The organism is Spirosoma aerophilum, from assembly GCF_054782495.1.
Window position 1 is genome coordinate 2,258,463 of the sequence record NZ_BAAGSJ010000013.1, and the last position, 14,269, is coordinate 2,272,731.

15 protein-coding genes are annotated in these 14,269 nt (G+C 47.7%); 4 read left to right on the forward strand and 11 right to left on the reverse strand.

What is annotated here, in order from left to right:
- The first annotated feature begins 264 nt into the window (after positions 1–264).
- Positions 265–1,056, forward strand: coding sequence for a M23 family metallopeptidase (locus tag ACYVK4_RS20750; RefSeq protein WP_461129435.1), 792 nt, complete (start codon positions 265–267; stop codon positions 1,054–1,056).
- A 66-nt stretch (positions 1,057–1,122) separates the two neighbouring features.
- On the opposite strand, the gene ACYVK4_RS20755 is transcribed toward ACYVK4_RS20750, so the two are convergent.
- The 3 genes from ACYVK4_RS20755 to ACYVK4_RS20765 form a co-directional block, all read right to left on the reverse strand.
- Complete coding sequence (locus ACYVK4_RS20755) at positions 1,123–1,329, reverse strand: hypothetical protein (protein ID WP_461129436.1); 207 nt, start codon at positions 1,327–1,329, stop codon at positions 1,123–1,125.
- 82 nt (positions 1,330–1,411) lie between these two features.
- The gene (locus ACYVK4_RS20760) at positions 1,412–2,899 is read right to left on the reverse strand and encodes a CCA tRNA nucleotidyltransferase (protein WP_461129437.1); all 1,488 of its coding nucleotides are present in this window, start codon (positions 2,897–2,899) and stop codon (positions 1,412–1,414) included.
- Positions 2,900–2,963: 64 nt separating this feature from the next.
- Positions 2,964–3,530 (reverse strand): L-threonylcarbamoyladenylate synthase, encoded by a 567-nt coding sequence (locus ACYVK4_RS20765; protein WP_461129438.1) that lies wholly within the window; start codon positions 3,528–3,530, stop codon positions 2,964–2,966.
- A gap of 158 nt (positions 3,531–3,688) precedes the next feature.
- Between ACYVK4_RS20765 and ACYVK4_RS20770 the strand changes: the two genes are divergently transcribed.
- Positions 3,689–4,816 (forward strand): AI-2E family transporter, encoded by a 1,128-nt coding sequence (locus tag ACYVK4_RS20770; RefSeq protein WP_461129439.1) that lies wholly within the window; start codon positions 3,689–3,691, stop codon positions 4,814–4,816.
- On the opposite strand, the gene ACYVK4_RS20775 is transcribed toward ACYVK4_RS20770, so the two are convergent.
- Positions 4,813–5,820, reverse strand: coding sequence for a nitrilase-related carbon-nitrogen hydrolase (locus ACYVK4_RS20775; RefSeq protein ID WP_461129440.1), 1,008 nt, complete (start codon positions 5,818–5,820; stop codon positions 4,813–4,815). The genes ACYVK4_RS20770 and ACYVK4_RS20775 overlap by 4 nt on opposite strands.
- A 267-nt stretch (positions 5,821–6,087) precedes the next feature.
- Between ACYVK4_RS20775 and bshB1 the strand changes: the two genes are divergently transcribed.
- Complete coding sequence (gene bshB1 / locus ACYVK4_RS20780; RefSeq protein WP_461129626.1) at positions 6,088–6,807, forward strand: bacillithiol biosynthesis deacetylase BshB1; 720 nt, start codon at positions 6,088–6,090, stop codon at positions 6,805–6,807.
- A gap of 138 nt (positions 6,808–6,945) precedes the next feature.
- On the opposite strand, the gene ACYVK4_RS20785 is transcribed toward bshB1, so the two are convergent.
- The 7 genes from ACYVK4_RS20785 to ACYVK4_RS20815 form a co-directional block, all read right to left on the reverse strand.
- Positions 6,946–7,410, reverse strand: a complete 465-nt coding sequence (locus ACYVK4_RS20785) for a response regulator (RefSeq protein ID WP_461129441.1) — start codon at positions 7,408–7,410, stop codon at positions 6,946–6,948.
- A 154-nt stretch (positions 7,411–7,564) separates the two neighbouring features.
- Positions 7,565–8,236 (reverse strand): type IX secretion system protein PorG, encoded by a 672-nt coding sequence (porG, locus tag ACYVK4_RS20790; protein ID WP_461129442.1) that lies wholly within the window; start codon positions 8,234–8,236, stop codon positions 7,565–7,567.
- A gap of 89 nt (positions 8,237–8,325) precedes the next feature.
- Complete coding sequence (locus ACYVK4_RS20795) at positions 8,326–9,339, reverse strand: DUF6089 family protein (RefSeq protein WP_461129443.1); 1,014 nt, start codon at positions 9,337–9,339, stop codon at positions 8,326–8,328.
- Positions 9,340–9,504: 165 nt separating this feature from the next.
- Positions 9,505–10,380: an NAD kinase gene (locus ACYVK4_RS20800; RefSeq protein ID WP_461129444.1), complete on the reverse strand. Its 876-nt coding sequence runs from the start codon at positions 10,378–10,380 to the stop codon at positions 9,505–9,507.
- Positions 10,381–10,504: 124 nt separating this feature from the next.
- Positions 10,505–11,173, reverse strand: a complete 669-nt coding sequence (locus tag ACYVK4_RS20805; protein ID WP_461129445.1) for a CBS domain-containing protein — start codon at positions 11,171–11,173, stop codon at positions 10,505–10,507.
- A 120-nt stretch (positions 11,174–11,293) separates the two neighbouring features.
- Complete coding sequence (locus ACYVK4_RS20810; protein WP_461129446.1) at positions 11,294–12,070, reverse strand: alpha/beta fold hydrolase; 777 nt, start codon at positions 12,068–12,070, stop codon at positions 11,294–11,296.
- Positions 12,067–12,699, reverse strand: coding sequence for an anthranilate synthase component II (locus tag ACYVK4_RS20815; protein WP_461129447.1), 633 nt, complete (start codon positions 12,697–12,699; stop codon positions 12,067–12,069). The genes ACYVK4_RS20810 and ACYVK4_RS20815 overlap by 4 nt, the downstream gene beginning before the upstream one ends.
- Before the next feature lie 203 nt (positions 12,700–12,902).
- On the opposite strand from ACYVK4_RS20815, the gene ACYVK4_RS20820 reads away from it, so the two are divergent.
- Complete coding sequence (locus tag ACYVK4_RS20820; RefSeq protein WP_461129448.1) at positions 12,903–14,177, forward strand: NAD(P)/FAD-dependent oxidoreductase; 1,275 nt, start codon at positions 12,903–12,905, stop codon at positions 14,175–14,177.
- The last annotated feature ends 92 nt before the right edge of the window (positions 14,178–14,269 follow it).

Genomic DNA, 14,269 nt, shown 5'->3' on the forward strand with positions numbered 1-14,269 from the left:
ACCAAAATGAGCAATAAGGAAATATTATTCTGAATATGTAAGTATACTTTTTAGACAAATTAATTCTTTCGATTTCTATTCTTTACAATCTCATTTTTTTCCAATCTGCTTTGTGATTGGCTATAGATAGGTAAAAAAATATGGAATTGTCAGCGTCAAAATAAAATTCCCGTCTGACTTTCTATGAATGTGTCGCCCTACTTTGTGTATTTTTACCCCACTAATCGCATACAAGCAGTGGTGAGAATTGATGTAACATTGTTCATGAGGGTAGCTGGCATTCTGGGAGCATTATTGATTGGCGGTTTAAATGCCGCTTCGTCTCAGGTGATTATCGCTAACGCAGATGAGCCTACCCTTTACACCTATTGTCAGCAATTTCAGACCTTATACACCCAAATTCGGGAACAGAGTATAACACCTGATTCAGCCCGTTTACATTTCAGCGGTATCATGCACGATCTGCAGTCTCGGTTTCATAGCTTAGAGTCCTTCAGACAGGACTCTATTCAGCGTGACAGTTTGCAAAGAACCGGCATGTATTTCAATTTCCCCATTCGGGGTTACTCAACCAGCGCTATTGGCGGCACGCACGGAGAAGGATATAGGGGCAATGGTTTCGACTTATTTGATTATAATGTTCGGGGGAGCCACCCCGCACAGGACATCTTCATTACCGATCGAAATCAGGATACCATAGATGATCGAACCGGCAAACCCGTCGATATTCTGGCGATGAGCCAGGGACTTGTTTTAGGTATTGAGACGGGCTGGAAGCCCGGCTCCGAATACCGGGGAGGCAACTGGATCTGGGTGTACGACCCTATGCTCCATGGCCTGTTTTATTATGCACACAACAATCAGGTTGATGTAAAACCGGGCCAGTGGGTAAAAGCCGGTCAGAAGCTCGGCGAGATGGGCCGGTCGGGCTTTAATGCCTATAAAACCCGTTCCCCAACGCATTTACACCTGATGTACCTACAGATCAAGCCCAACGGACTCCCCCAGCCTATCAACACCTACGAATGGCTCCTGAGCGCTAAACCGTCAAAATGATGTATGATGTATTTCAAAACTCATACCCCTGAGATAAGAAGTACATCCTACATCACTTCGCCCTTTCTACGATTCCCGAACCAGATTGATGCCTGTGATCAGGAAAATCATACCAACGATAAAGGGAGCAGCCGATTCGGCTTTGGATACATGAAGACCCAGAACGGCTTTCCCCTCTGACAGAAAGGCCACTAAAGCAAACAGAACGACAACTACTCCCAGGATAGTGAGCGATGCGCCAAAAAAGCGCCGAAAATTCGTATTATTCTCCATATGGTTATTTCCTAAAGTGATTCGTTATAGATGATACAGGCATGAGCCGCTTTGTGCTGAACGAGAACGACTATCGATCAAATCATTCATTCCCCTTCAGCATTGTTTTAGCCATTAATCCACGTTTGCGACCTTCTTCCAGTAAAAACGGGTAGGCGGCCTCGAAGGTATTGGTGACCAACCCATCAAGAATAGCTTCACGAAGAACCGTTTTTAGTTCGCCCACTTCTTTCGAGGGAGGCAATCCAAAGGTTTCCATAATTAATTCGCCCGTTATAACAGGTTGAAAGCTTCGAAGTTTATCCCGCTCCTCAAGATCCTGTAGTTTGCGTTCGACCCGGTCAAAATTACGCAGGTGTTTTTGCACACGTTCATAATTTTTCGATGTGATATCCGCCCGGCAAAGTGCCATTAATCCCTCCAGGTCCTCCCCGGCATCGACCAGCAAACGACGAAGGGCCGAATCGGTAATCTGCTCTTTTGTCAGGGCAATGGGTCGCAGGTGTAGTCGCACAAGTCGCTGCACAAAGCGCATATGCTCGTTGAGCGGCAATTTCATAGTACGAAAAATTCCGGGCACCCAACGGGCACCCATGTCTTCGTGACCGTGAAACGTCCAGCCCACCTTTTGGTCAAACCGCTTGGTGGCGGGTTTTGCAATGTCGTGCAGCAAGGCCGCCCAGCGGAGCCAGAGTTCATTTTCGGTTTCCCCTTCGTAGCGGTTGGGTTCGCTGCGATGGGCAATATTATCCAGGACCTGCAGGGTATGGTAGAAATTATCTTTATGTCCCTTCCCTTCGATGGTTTCCACGCCCTTCAGCGCTATTAATTCCGGGAAAATCCGTTCCAGCAGACCTGCATGGTAGAGCAACTTAAATCCATAAGAGGGCGTGGGCGACAAAATGATCTTGTTCAGTTCATCGGTAACCCGCTCCCGCGAAACGATGGTGATCCGCTCGTTCATCCGAACGATGGCATCGAAGGTATCCGGCTCAATATCAAAACCTAACTGCGAGGCAAATCGAATGGCCCGCATCATTCGAAGCGGGTCGTCAGAAAACGTAATATCGGGATTGAGTGGCGTTCGGATAATTTTGCGCTTTATATCTTTCAAGCCATCGAACGGATCGATTAGATCGCCGTATACCGCCGATTTGCCCGCCTTGTGATTCAGGCGTATACCCATGGCGTTAATTGTAAAATCCCGCCGGTTTTGATCATCTTCAAGCGTTCCATCTTCCACGATCGGCTTGCGCGAATCACTCCGATAAGATTCTCTCCGAGCACCCACAAATTCAACCTCCCACTCTTCCCCGGCCTGGACAGATTTAAGCATTGCCGTACCAAAGCTGGGGAACACCGATACGTTTGTTCGCAACGATTTTCCAACGGCTTCGGCCAGCCCGATACCACTGCCAATACAGACTATATCAATATCTTTCGATGGACGCCCTAAAATCAAATCCCGCACAAATCCGCCAATGACATACGTTTGCACACCAAGCGCATCGGCCTGCTGAGCAATCGTATCGAAAACTGGATTCTTATTTAACGTCTCGCTAAAATTCATGTACTACCTGGTGTCATTGATCAAAAGTGCTGCTTACTAGGCACACCACTCCGTACCTGACCACTTATTTTCGAATAAAATTAATTTCCCCGTTAACCGCCAATCGCACGATACGTGGTCGTTTAGGCATACCCGGCAGCGAACCAAACCGATCAGTAATAAGCAATTCGGCCGCGGGCGGCAAGTTTAATGACTCTAATGGAATGGCCAGCAATCCACGGCCGAAACTCCCGATCAACCGTTGAATTGAGTCATTCAGCGTTCGCCGGACGGCTATTTCGCCCGTTGTTTGACTCTCCGCACCGGGTGTCGCGTTTACCCGCGACTGCCAGAAAACGGTTGACAGATTCTTACCCTGTTCGTAAATGACCGTCAACGGAATCTCAGTAAAATCGACCAGATCGTAGGCTACGTCGGGGAGTTTCGCCACGTATAAACCCAGTTGATCGGCGTTCTGAATAACAACAACTGGCTGCAAACCAGGAGGCATCGCTGTTTGTAACGTCAGCAATTGTTCAACAGCCAGGTCGTTGACCGGATCGGCCACAATTGACCAGCCGGTTTCATCGGCCAGGGCAATCAATTGTCCCTGTCTTAATTTATAGGCGATATCGCGGATGCTTGCAGTCATGATTTAATAAACCACAAAAATACAGCAAGTTTGGAGAAAGACGGCCAGACCTGGCAGAAGATAGCTGATAAGCACCCGCCAGGTGAACAAAAAAGACAATGAGATGTTGAGATTCTGGTTCATTAAACCAAGTTATTGTTAGGAACACTACTCAACTCATGTCTGCAGAACCTATACGCCCGCACTATCATCAATTTTCTCATTCTCTTCTGGCTCTGGCTATTCTGACGGCCGGCATCTATCTTGGGCAGGACATCCTGGTTCCATTGGCGATGGCGGGCCTGATGGCAGTACTGCTCAGGCCGGTTGAAGACCGGCTGGTTCGGCTTGGTATCCATAAAGTCATTGCAATCAGCCTTGCTTTGTTACTAGCCATCATTATCGTGGCAGGCATTGCGATAACACTCTCGATGCAATTATCCGATTTTGCGGATGACCTGCCCAAGATCCGGCAAAACCTGACCGACTTTTTTAGTGATGCCAAACGCTGGATCAGACGGGAGTACAACGTAAGCTATCGGCAACAGGAAAAATATCTTCAAAAAGCACAGGCACAAACGCTCGACAGTTTACAAAGTCCCGATACGCTCGGTTTCATTACCGGACCACTTGGTACCCTTACCCTGATACCCATCTATGTATTCCTGTTGCTCTACTATCGTACCATGCTGCTGCATTTTGTGGTCGTTCTTTTCGCCGAGAAACATACCGAAAAGGTGCGGGAAGTGCTGGGCGAGGTGAAAGCGGTCGTTCAGAGTTATATGGTAGGCCTTCTTATCGAAACCGCTTGCGTTGCGGCTCTTAATTCCGTCGGATTGATATTACTCGGTGTTCAGTATTCCATACTTTTGGGAATCATAGCTGCCATTCTGAACCTTGTTCCTTATATAGGTGGCCTGGTAGCAACGGTGTTAACGGTTATTATCGCTTTCAGCAATAACCCCGAGCCTTCCATCATCATTGGCGTTGTTATCGTTTTCCTGTTTGTTCAGTTTGTAGATAACAATGTGCTGGTACCGCTCATCGTAGCCTCTAAAGTTCGTATTAATGCACTCATTTCGATAGTTGGTGTGTTGATCGGCGGGGCCTTGGCGGGTGTATCCGGTATGTTCCTGTCGATTCCTGCCATTGCCATTCTGAAAGTGATTTTTGATCGGGTCGACAGTTTACGTCCGTGGGGTGTTTTACTCGGTGATCAAACGCCTGAGGAAGCGGGCAGTAATTTGTTCCGCTTACCCCGGCGCCGACGAAAAGCCAAGATCATCGAAGCAGATGCTCAAGCTTAACTATATAGTTTTCTGATTACCTCCTGTTGCGTTCGCATAAAGTGTGCGCGCTCGGCGGGTTGACTCAGGAGCGTATCGGGAGGGTAAATGCTATGTTTGGCATAACTTTCGGCATAGAGCTCTACCCGATGGCGAGCCAGTTGGTTAGCCACAGCGGGCCGTTGTCGGTACTCACGCAAGGCAGCCAGGTCAATATCCGCATTGGCAACGATACTTTCGCCATAGGCGGCTTCGGCCAGAATCATTCCTTTAGGGTCAATAATTTTTGATCGACCATCTGTAGTACCCTCTGGCAGCGAGCTACCCGTTACTCCCGCTGAATTGGCCGATACCACATACGCCATGTTTTCAATGGCTCGGGCCTGCTTGGCTATGTTTTTTTGCGTCGGCAGCGGACTTCCTATTTCTGAGGTCGAATGTATTAATATTTCAGCACCACGCATGGCCAGGCAGCGGGCAACTTCAGGATATAGAATGTCTTCGGAAGCGATACAGGCCAGATTGCCAATATTTGTTTTGGCAACAGGAAATAACGAGTCATAGCCATAAGCATCCAGATAAAGCTCCCAAACGTCATGAGGAGTAGGCGAATACATGGCATTCAATCGCCGATAACGCAGTAAAATATCACCATTAGGGCCAATAATGAAGTTAGTCTGAAAGTAGAGTTCCGGGAAAAACGGGTCCTGTTCGTAGGCATTACCCGAAAAGTAGATCTGCTGCCGCTGTACCATAGCCCCCAGGGCTTCATAAATCCGCCCGTCGATTTCGAGAGCGGCTTTCTCACGCCATTGATCCACCGTTTCGTCGGTTGGCGGGCCGGTCAGAAAGAATTCAGGTACAACCACGAGCAGGGTATCGCGACCCAGCAAACCGATCGATGCAGCAATCTGTCGTTCAATTCGGTCGATGGATTGAAGCATGATGGCTTCAGCGTCATCCTGAGTCTGGTAGGTATTTACGGTTTGGCAAGTTAGTTGGAGAGCAAGCGCTTTATAAGACATAGGGTAGGAAGTTACTATGGGCATACTGGTTAGGCTGCTAAAATAAAACGTTTCCCCCGAAAAAACCGCGAAATGCCTTCTTTAGGATTTGTCAGGAACAAATCGGCGTTTTGGTTGATTACCTATCTATCAGTTCGGTTAAGACTCATTCAGGATAAGCGTATGGCCATTTACCAGGCCAACCCTTTCCCTTCATTAAGTATGAGCGGGCTGTATAGCACTCCGTTAAAACAACTATTCAACCAGCAACCAGTCAATTACACTTACATGACCGTTGACGTACTGGCCATTGCGGCCCATCCTGATGATATTGAAATGACCTGTGCGGGCACAATTCTTTCGCTGGTAGCCCAGGGAAAAACCGTAGCCGGGGTTGATCTGACAAGGGGCGAGTTAGGCACCCGAGGAACCCCCGAAATCCGGTTGCAGGAAGCCGCCGAAGGCGCCCGCTTAATGAATCTGGTGGCTAGAGAAAACATGGGGTTTCGGGATGCTTTTTTTCGAAATGATGAAGAGCACCAGTTAGCGCTCATTCCAATTATTCGCCAGTTCAAACCCGACATTATCCTGACCAATACCCCCGACGATCGCCATCCGGATCATGGACGTGCCGCTCAACTCGTGGCCGACGCCTGTTTTTACTCCGGGCTTCGGCAGATAAAAACGGTTGGTAAAGATGGACAGCCTCAGGAAGCTCACCGGCCAAAATTTATTTATAATTTTATTCAGGACCGTAGCCTTACACCGGATTTTATTGTCGACATAACCCCCTATTGGGCCGGTAAATTAGCCGCCATCAAAGCATACAAAAGCCAGTTCTTCAACCCGGAAAGTACAGAGCCACAAAGCTACATTTCCGGCGAACCCTTCATGAAGTTCCTGGAATCCCGCATGCGCGAACATGGGCACATGATTGGCGTAGAGTTTGGTGAGGGGTTCATCAGCAAGCGAATGCTGGGCGTGCAGGATATATTCTCATTAGTATAAGCAGCCCTCTTCATTTCTGGTAGTGTCCCGTCAGCACAATGACTAAGTATGTGTGTTGTCGGGACACTTTATTTTATCGTTGATCAGCCGATTGTAGGCTGGAAAGAACCGGGCTTATTCCTGATGGACAAGAGGCATCTATCGGCTCGATGGTAAGGTCACAGTGCCTAACCAATAATCATTCAACACTTTAAAATAATGTTCCCAGCCGTCCAAATTCAAGGGTTTGCTGATGAACGAGTGAGCACCTAATTCATACGACTTCTCTACTATTTCAGAATCGTGATAACTGCTCAGTACAATTACCGGTAACCGGGCATAGCGCCTTCTTATGTCTTTCAATAATTGCCAGCCCAGAGCTGCTTCCGGTACAAACAAATCCAGCAGAACAAGTTTAGGAAAATCGTCCGGTTGGGAGGCCGTGAGGAGTAGATGATCAAGAGCTTCTTCTACACTCGATGCAAACACAGGCTGCGACAGCGGCATTTTCGCTTTTAAGCTGTAACTGATGAGCAACTGGTGATCCTCATTATCCTCAACCACCAACATAGGGAATGGTTTACCTCGACTACTACTCTGTTGACTTGGACTTATGATTGCCATGATAAACGGATCTACTCTAATCGGTCATCATATTGCCTAAGCCATCCGATGCCAATTTTATAAATCTATAAATGTATAGTACAACTTTATAATAATTTTCTACTATAGATTGTTTAGGTACTATTTAGAATACTACTTAAAACGAACGAATTTATTAAGGACACACAATTTTATAAAAAGTATAACTCAAGGTTAGAGACGTATACGTATAACTATCTTTCAGAGCGGGGTTACCTTGCGACACTTTGGTCATTGCCTTGCCAAACGTAACATCGCCCAGGCCATCCAGATAATCATTCCTTGTAAAGCGTGTACCAAATTCGACACCAACACTCCAGGGTCGTTTGATTTCATACTTTATACCTACCCCCAAGGGATATGTAACGACTCCGCCCATTCTGACAACCGCATTATTAAATCGGCACAAGCCTATCCCACCAAACACATAAGGCGTCCAGTTTTTCGCTTTGGGCAGCTTTTGATAGTTAAGGAAATTGTACTGAAAATCAACCTCGACCTCTGTCAGGTTGGTGCGAAAAGAGTAATCACGAGCTTGCTGGAGCGGATCGCGGCTAACTTTATCTTCACCACGTAACCCACCAATAGCTCCACCAATTCGTAAAGACAAAGATCGGGTAGCATTATAGCGAAAAAAAAGACTACCGGCGGGCTTTATAAATCGAGGATTAAGCGCCGGTGAGACGTCCCCTTTGTAGAGCATACCGCCCAACCCAGCGCCAATCTCTATCTTTTGAGCCTGAACAGTCAGGCTGATAAAAAGCCCGACTATAATAAGTCGGGCTTTTGTACTTCTGTATTGATACATAAACAGATTTCAGTGAGCAACAAGTAACGGATAATCGTGTTTTTGGACACTGGTAATTCAGTGCAATACATGTACCAGTTCCTGGTTGCTTACTTAATAGGGGGACATTTAATTTTGCCCGGAATAATATATTGAATCGAAAAATTGGTCAATAAGTAACTATCGTTGAGATTAAGCCGACCATCGACACCACGCGCAGGTGTGTTTAGTGCATCAGCTATGCGGGCCTGAAGTTCCGGAGAACCTGTATCGTACAAATTCTTTAAAGCATTATAACGTTCAGGTGCATTTTTGTAGCGAGCGGCATTTTGCTCAAATCGCCGGTTCGACATAATAGTTGCCACGCCTTGCTGGGTGGCTGGGTCAGCATAATTACCAGCACCTGTGTCATCGAGGTAATCAGTAAAGGTGTACCGAAAACCAATTTCAGCCCCTATATTGAAATTATCATTTAACTTATATCGTACGCCGAAGCCCACCGGTACCGCCAGAGTTACTAAAGAATACGGCTTATCGCGACCGGGCTGGCCCTGCCCTTCCGTATGCAGGGGTTGTAATTTCACCCACCGCTGGGCTTCGTAATCGCCATTGTTTGGTGGTGCTGGTGTTTTGGCTTCAGGGCTGTGGGCTACCAAAGCCAATCCTCCAAATATATAGGGCGTGATTCTTGCACGATCATTTGAGTTTCGTCCATCCTCAATGAAGTTATAGATACCCGTTATGGCGAACTCCTTCAAATCATTTCGAAAGTGCAGATTACGAGCATACTGAACTAAGTTGCCTTCAATATTTCCTTTAGAAAAGGTATAGTCGTCACCCGTTATACGCGCCCAGGTAAACATAGCCCGAGCCGCAAAATGCGGTGTAAACTGACGGGTGTACCCCAGTCCTACATTCCAGCGGGGCAAAATGGTCAACGACTTTAAGGTCTGACTATACCCAGCCAGATCACCAAAATACGTTGACGTACCTACCCCAAACGTGATCGACGAATAGGGAGCAAAGTGTGCGTTCGGCCGTCGTTGTGCCGAAGTTTCCGTAATCAAGCCTGACAGGAAAAAAAATGCCGAAGCGCCTATTACTGCCTGTTTATACTTATTCATACTCATTAAATACGTGAATCAACCACAACTAACCCAGAAGCCAGCCAATTCCGAAACGGTAAGGCGCTGCTTTTTATTGGCATCTGACCATAAAATTTACGCTATACGTCGGTTGTGAAGGAATAACTTGTTTTTTGTTCAAAAAATGATCGTTAAGTAACGCAGCTAATTACGAATATCCCAGCCCCAGTTCAGCTTGCTGCGGAGTGTATTCAGAAAGTTGTCATCGCTAAGTTTTACCAGCCTCGCCTTAAATGTTTCTTTCTGAACGCTAATCCGCACCGAAGTATCAACCGTATACGAGCGAGAATCCAGAGCTGCCAGAAAGTTACCACTCCGGCTTTCCACTTCAAACGCCAACTGACATGTATCCATAACAATCATGGGCCTTACATTGAGGTTATGCGGGCTGATGGGGGTTATAATAAAACTTTCTGTTTGGGGTAGTAGAACCGGGCCGCCACAACTAAGCGAATAACCGGTGGAGCCCGAAGGTGTTGAAATTATTAATCCATCGGCCCAGTATGAGTTAAGAAATTCACCATCGAGGTAGGAATGAACCGTGATCATCGATGAGGTCTGGGTTCGGGTAATGGTGAAATCGTTCAAACCAAAAGGTAGATTGCCAAAGATATCCTGGGTTGATCGTACGCTCACCAGCGTTCGTTCGTCGATGGTGTACTGCGAATTAAAAATGGCATCGATCATCAATCGCACGGATGCGGGTGCCACTGTAGCCAAAAAGCCCAATCGACCAATATTGATACCGATGATTGGAATTTGGTGAATGCCTACATGGGTCACGGCGTCGAGCAGTGTACCATCGCCCCCCAGGCTGAAGATGAAGTCCGCGTCCGATACACCCTCCTCAACGGTGTAGGTCGCCTGACTATAATGCATGATCCCGGTATTATCCAGATACTCGCGATATCCCTGGGAGATGATTAGATCGGTTTGCCGCCGAGCCAGTTCCTCAAACATCGACTGGATGTAGGGACGGGCCGATTCGGGGAAATTGCGCCCGTGAATGGCGATTTTCATAAGGGAAGTAGGGAGTACGTCAACAAGTCAGTAAGTCAGCAAGTTAGTAAGTGACTGATCCATAAAGAGACTACTCCTGCGCCAGCCACTTACTGACTTACTGACTTACTACCTTACCAACCATCTATGTATTTAAATAACGAAGAAGCGAATCGAGCCGATCCTGGTCTATACTCTCAACGGGGGCATTGGCAAAGGCCGCTTCAATACTGTAACCGAATCGTTCGAGCGTTGAGATCACCGGCGTTATGTCGCGCCGATTGAGTTTGAGCGTTAACCGCGACCGATCCGGCATACCAAAAGCTGCACTGGCAAAATAGCTGCTGATAATTTTAACATTATTGGATTCAATAAGCCGGCTGATTTCGGTCAGCGAGTAGTCCCGCTCATTAATACTCAGGATTAAAATAGCCCCAGCTTCCTGCAAACCAAGTTCCTGGGCAAACTTTTTGAGTAGTTCACCTACGGAAATAGTACCGATAAATTCACGCTCTTCGTTGGTTACCGCAATAACTTCCAGCTGGTGCTGTACAGCCAGCGCCAGCACTTCGAGGAGGTGCTGGTCGTCAAAAACAAAGGTCTGCTCAAACAAACACATGACGTCACTCAGTGGTCGTTCATCATCGGCAACGTCCATGAGTAGTTCTTCACTCACAATGCCCCGGTAATCGCCCTGATCGGTCAGTACGAGTTGCCCGATGCGATGCTCCTCCATCCACGCTAAAGCCTGCCCGACTGAGTCGGCTGGTTTCAACGCCGGAAGCATTGGATCTATTAGTTCGGCAGCTAGCATAGGTAATAGAGAGTCGTATAAAAACAGGTACTGTTCGCCGAAAACTACGGAAATTCTCGCATAGTTTTCAAATTTACTATAGTGAACAAACGATACGCTATTTGCTGCACTTATATAAACTTACGCAACTAACTCACCTACTGGATTTTTGGCGAGCCAATTATCCAGTAATTCATTAAACTGGTCGGGGCATTCCATCATTGGTGCATGGCAGCACTTGTCGATAAAATGCAATTCAGACCCCTTAATGAGTCGATTAAATTCGTGACCTACTTCAGCAGGGGTGATCGTGTCATTTAACCCCCAAACCAACAGTGTCGGTATGTTGATCTGGTGCAAATCTTTGGCAACGTTATTCCGTTGCGCCGATTTTGCAATACCGACAATGCTCATGCATTTAGGAATACTGCTGGTGATCTCAAAAACTTCGTCAATGAGTTCTTTGGAGGCCACCGCCGGGTCGTAGAAAGTATAAGCGACTCGTTCGGCGATGTAGTCGTAGCTGCCCCGTTTGGGAAACGAACCTCCCATACCATTTTCAAAAAGGCCCGAGCTGCCCGTCAGCACCAATCGGCGTACCTGCCCGGGGTTTTTGAAGGTATAGAGAATGGCCAGGTGACCACCCAGCGAATTGCCAAGCAGCGTCAGGTCATCCAGCGATTTCTGGGCAACGAATTTTTCTATAAATGCCATCAACCCTTCCAGACTGGCCTGCCGAATGGGCATTTCGTAAATAGGGAGCAGAGGAATAATTACCCGGTATCGGTCGGAGAAGGTGTTGATCACACTATCCCAGTTGCTGAGCGCACCAAACAGGCCATGCAACAGCAGTAACACTTCGCCCTGGCCTTCATCTACATAGCGGAAACCTGCTTCTTCCCGGATTTGATAATTCATGCGTATTGTGCGGTTAAGGATGTGGGAGAGGTGTTCTTTTTATAGTTAAACAAGATAAAATCAAACCAGTTTTTGATGAGCGCCAGGCCATGCTGCGTGAGGGCCGCTTCAGGGTGAAACTGAACACCCCATAAAGGCAATGTCTGGTGCCGAATGGCCATCAACTCATTCTGCTCCGTGAACGCTGTAGGCACCAGTACGGGAGGCAGGTCGGTTAAAATCAGCGAATGGTAGCGGGTTACGGCAAACGTATCAGGCAACCCATGCCATAACACCTCATCCATGCCGGTCCGGATATCAGACACTTTACCATGCATAGGCTGCCGGGCCAGCGTTAGTTTTGCGCCGAAAAATTCACCCAGTGCCTGATGACCCAGACAGACGCCGAATATCGGTACGCGGTGGTAATAATGAGCGATTATATCCATCAAACGACCCGCCTGCCGGGGCACGCCGGGCCCGGGCGATAAAACGACCGCATCAACTGAATCGTCTGCCAAAAGATCCCATGCGGCATCGTTCCGGACAACCCGGCACTCAGCCCCTGCCTGTTGCAGATAATCGACCAGCATGTATGTAAATGAATCGAAATTATCAATCACCAGTACATTCATGCCGCTATAACGCAATTCGTTTTAACAAAATTAATATTTCCAGAAAAAAGCAACAAATTTTATTTTTCTACTATTGATTATCAATAACTTATAATTTTAACAACTTGGAATTAGTCAATTTTTATAAAAAAAGTACTACCGAAGTAAAGCGAATTTGATTGATTGGCAGCATTGGCGTTTAAATTTGAGTTTTATTCAAGAACCTACCTTCTGATGGCATGCCTATAGATTCGCCCGTTATCATTGTTGGTGCCGGTGTTGCCGGTCTGACCTGCGCCGTTTATCTTAAACAAGCCGGCATCCATGCGCTCGTGCTCGACTCGGCCGATGGCGTTGGGGGCCGGGTCCGTACCGATGTAGTTGATGGTTTCCGGCTCGACCGGGGTTTTCAGATTTTACTAACGGCCTATCCCGAATGCCAGCGAATATTGAATTACTCCGCGCTTGATCTAAAATCGTTTCGATCGGGGGCGCTTATTCACCAGGAAGCGGAACCGAAGTGGATGAGTTTGCTTAATCCGTTTCAGGAGCCGCTCTCGGCATTTCGAACTCTGGTCTCGCCCATTGGAACATTTAGTGATAAGCTGCTGATTGTCGAGTTGCTTCGCCGAACTCAGGAACTGCCCATTAACGAGTTATTCCGGCAAACGCCAACCACAACGCTGGCTTTCCTGCACGAAATGGGGTTTTCGGATCAAATCATCGAACGGTTCTTTCGTCCGTTCTTCGGCGGGGTGTTTCTGGAAGATGCCCTGACTACCTCCAGCAATTTCTTTGAGTTTTGCTTCCGGATGTTTTTTGTGGGCGAGGCCGCCATACCGGCTATGGGGATGGAAGCCATACCGAAACAATTGGCCAGTCGGCTGGCGCCGAGTCAGATTCGCCTGCAAACGGCGGTCAACAAGGTGGATGGCAATACGGTACATCTCAGCTCTGGCGAAACGCTGACGGGTAGCGCCGTGGTGCTGGCCGTCGATGCTGCACAGGCCGCCCGCTTATTGGGCCGCCCCCTCCCACCCGAGCTAGCCTTTAATCACACGACCTGTACGTATTTTGCCGTTCGTTCCGACCAGTTCACCAATAGCGCGAGCCAGGAAAAACTATTGTTACTCAATACGCATCGCAGTTCGGCGGTGCATAACCTGGCGATTTTGAGCGATGTGGCTCCCTCCTATGCACCGGCCGGACAAACGCTTATTTCGGTCAGCACGCAGGGGCTGGTCATGTTTGACGAAGTTGAGTTGACGAGAAAGATCAAGCTGGAATTGAGTAGTTGGTTTGGCGACGATGTGCAGCTGTGGCGTCATCTGCGCACCTATCACATTCCCCATGCTTTACCGGCCTACAATCCTGAGCTGGCCGGAAACGATACCCGTCGGCAACCGCTCCAGCTAAGCGACAACCTCTATCAGTGTGGCGATCATATGACCTACCCCTCCCTCAACGCAGCCATGCAAACCGGCCGCGAAGTAGCGGAAATGGTAAGTCATTAAGTAGTAAGTGGTAAGTTACCAAGTAGTAAGTAGCTAACGCACACGTATTGTTTTCGCGCGTCAGTCACTTACTACTTGGTAACTTACCACTT

Excerpts from the sequence above, each read along its gene's own strand:
- ACYVK4_RS20775 (WP_461129440.1), bottom strand. The coding sequence starts at position 5,820 with ATGTCTTATAAAGCGCTTGCTCTCCAACTAACTTGCCAAACCGTAAAT.
- ACYVK4_RS20795 (WP_461129443.1), bottom strand. The coding sequence starts at position 9,339 with ATGAATAAGTATAAACAGGCAGTAATAGGCGCTTCGGCATTTTTTTTC.
- ACYVK4_RS20805 (WP_461129445.1), bottom strand. The coding sequence starts at position 11,173 with ATGCTAGCTGCCGAACTAATAGATCCAATGCTTCCGGCGTTGAAACCA.
- bshB1 (WP_461129626.1), top strand. The coding sequence starts at position 6,088 with ATGACCGTTGACGTACTGGCCATTGCGGCCCATCCTGATGATATTGAA.
- ACYVK4_RS20785 (WP_461129441.1), bottom strand. The coding sequence starts at position 7,410 with ATGGCAATCATAAGTCCAAGTCAACAGAGTAGTAGTCGAGGTAAACCA.
- porG (WP_461129442.1), bottom strand. The coding sequence starts at position 8,236 with ATGTATCAATACAGAAGTACAAAAGCCCGACTTATTATAGTCGGGCTT.
- ACYVK4_RS20800 (WP_461129444.1), bottom strand. The coding sequence starts at position 10,380 with ATGAAAATCGCCATTCACGGGCGCAATTTCCCCGAATCGGCCCGTCCC.
- ACYVK4_RS20750 (WP_461129435.1), top strand. The coding sequence starts at position 265 with ATGAGGGTAGCTGGCATTCTGGGAGCATTATTGATTGGCGGTTTAAAT.
- ACYVK4_RS20810 (WP_461129446.1), bottom strand. The coding sequence starts at position 12,070 with ATGAATTATCAAATCCGGGAAGAAGCAGGTTTCCGCTATGTAGATGAA.
- ACYVK4_RS20770 (WP_461129439.1), top strand. The coding sequence starts at position 3,689 with ATGTCTGCAGAACCTATACGCCCGCACTATCATCAATTTTCTCATTCT.
- ACYVK4_RS20755 (WP_461129436.1), bottom strand. The coding sequence starts at position 1,329 with ATGGAGAATAATACGAATTTTCGGCGCTTTTTTGGCGCATCGCTCACT.
- ACYVK4_RS20820 (WP_461129448.1), top strand. The coding sequence starts at position 12,903 with ATGCCTATAGATTCGCCCGTTATCATTGTTGGTGCCGGTGTTGCCGGT.
- ACYVK4_RS20765 (WP_461129438.1), bottom strand. The coding sequence starts at position 3,530 with ATGACTGCAAGCATCCGCGATATCGCCTATAAATTAAGACAGGGACAA.
- ACYVK4_RS20760 (WP_461129437.1), bottom strand. The coding sequence starts at position 2,899 with ATGAATTTTAGCGAGACGTTAAATAAGAATCCAGTTTTCGATACGATT.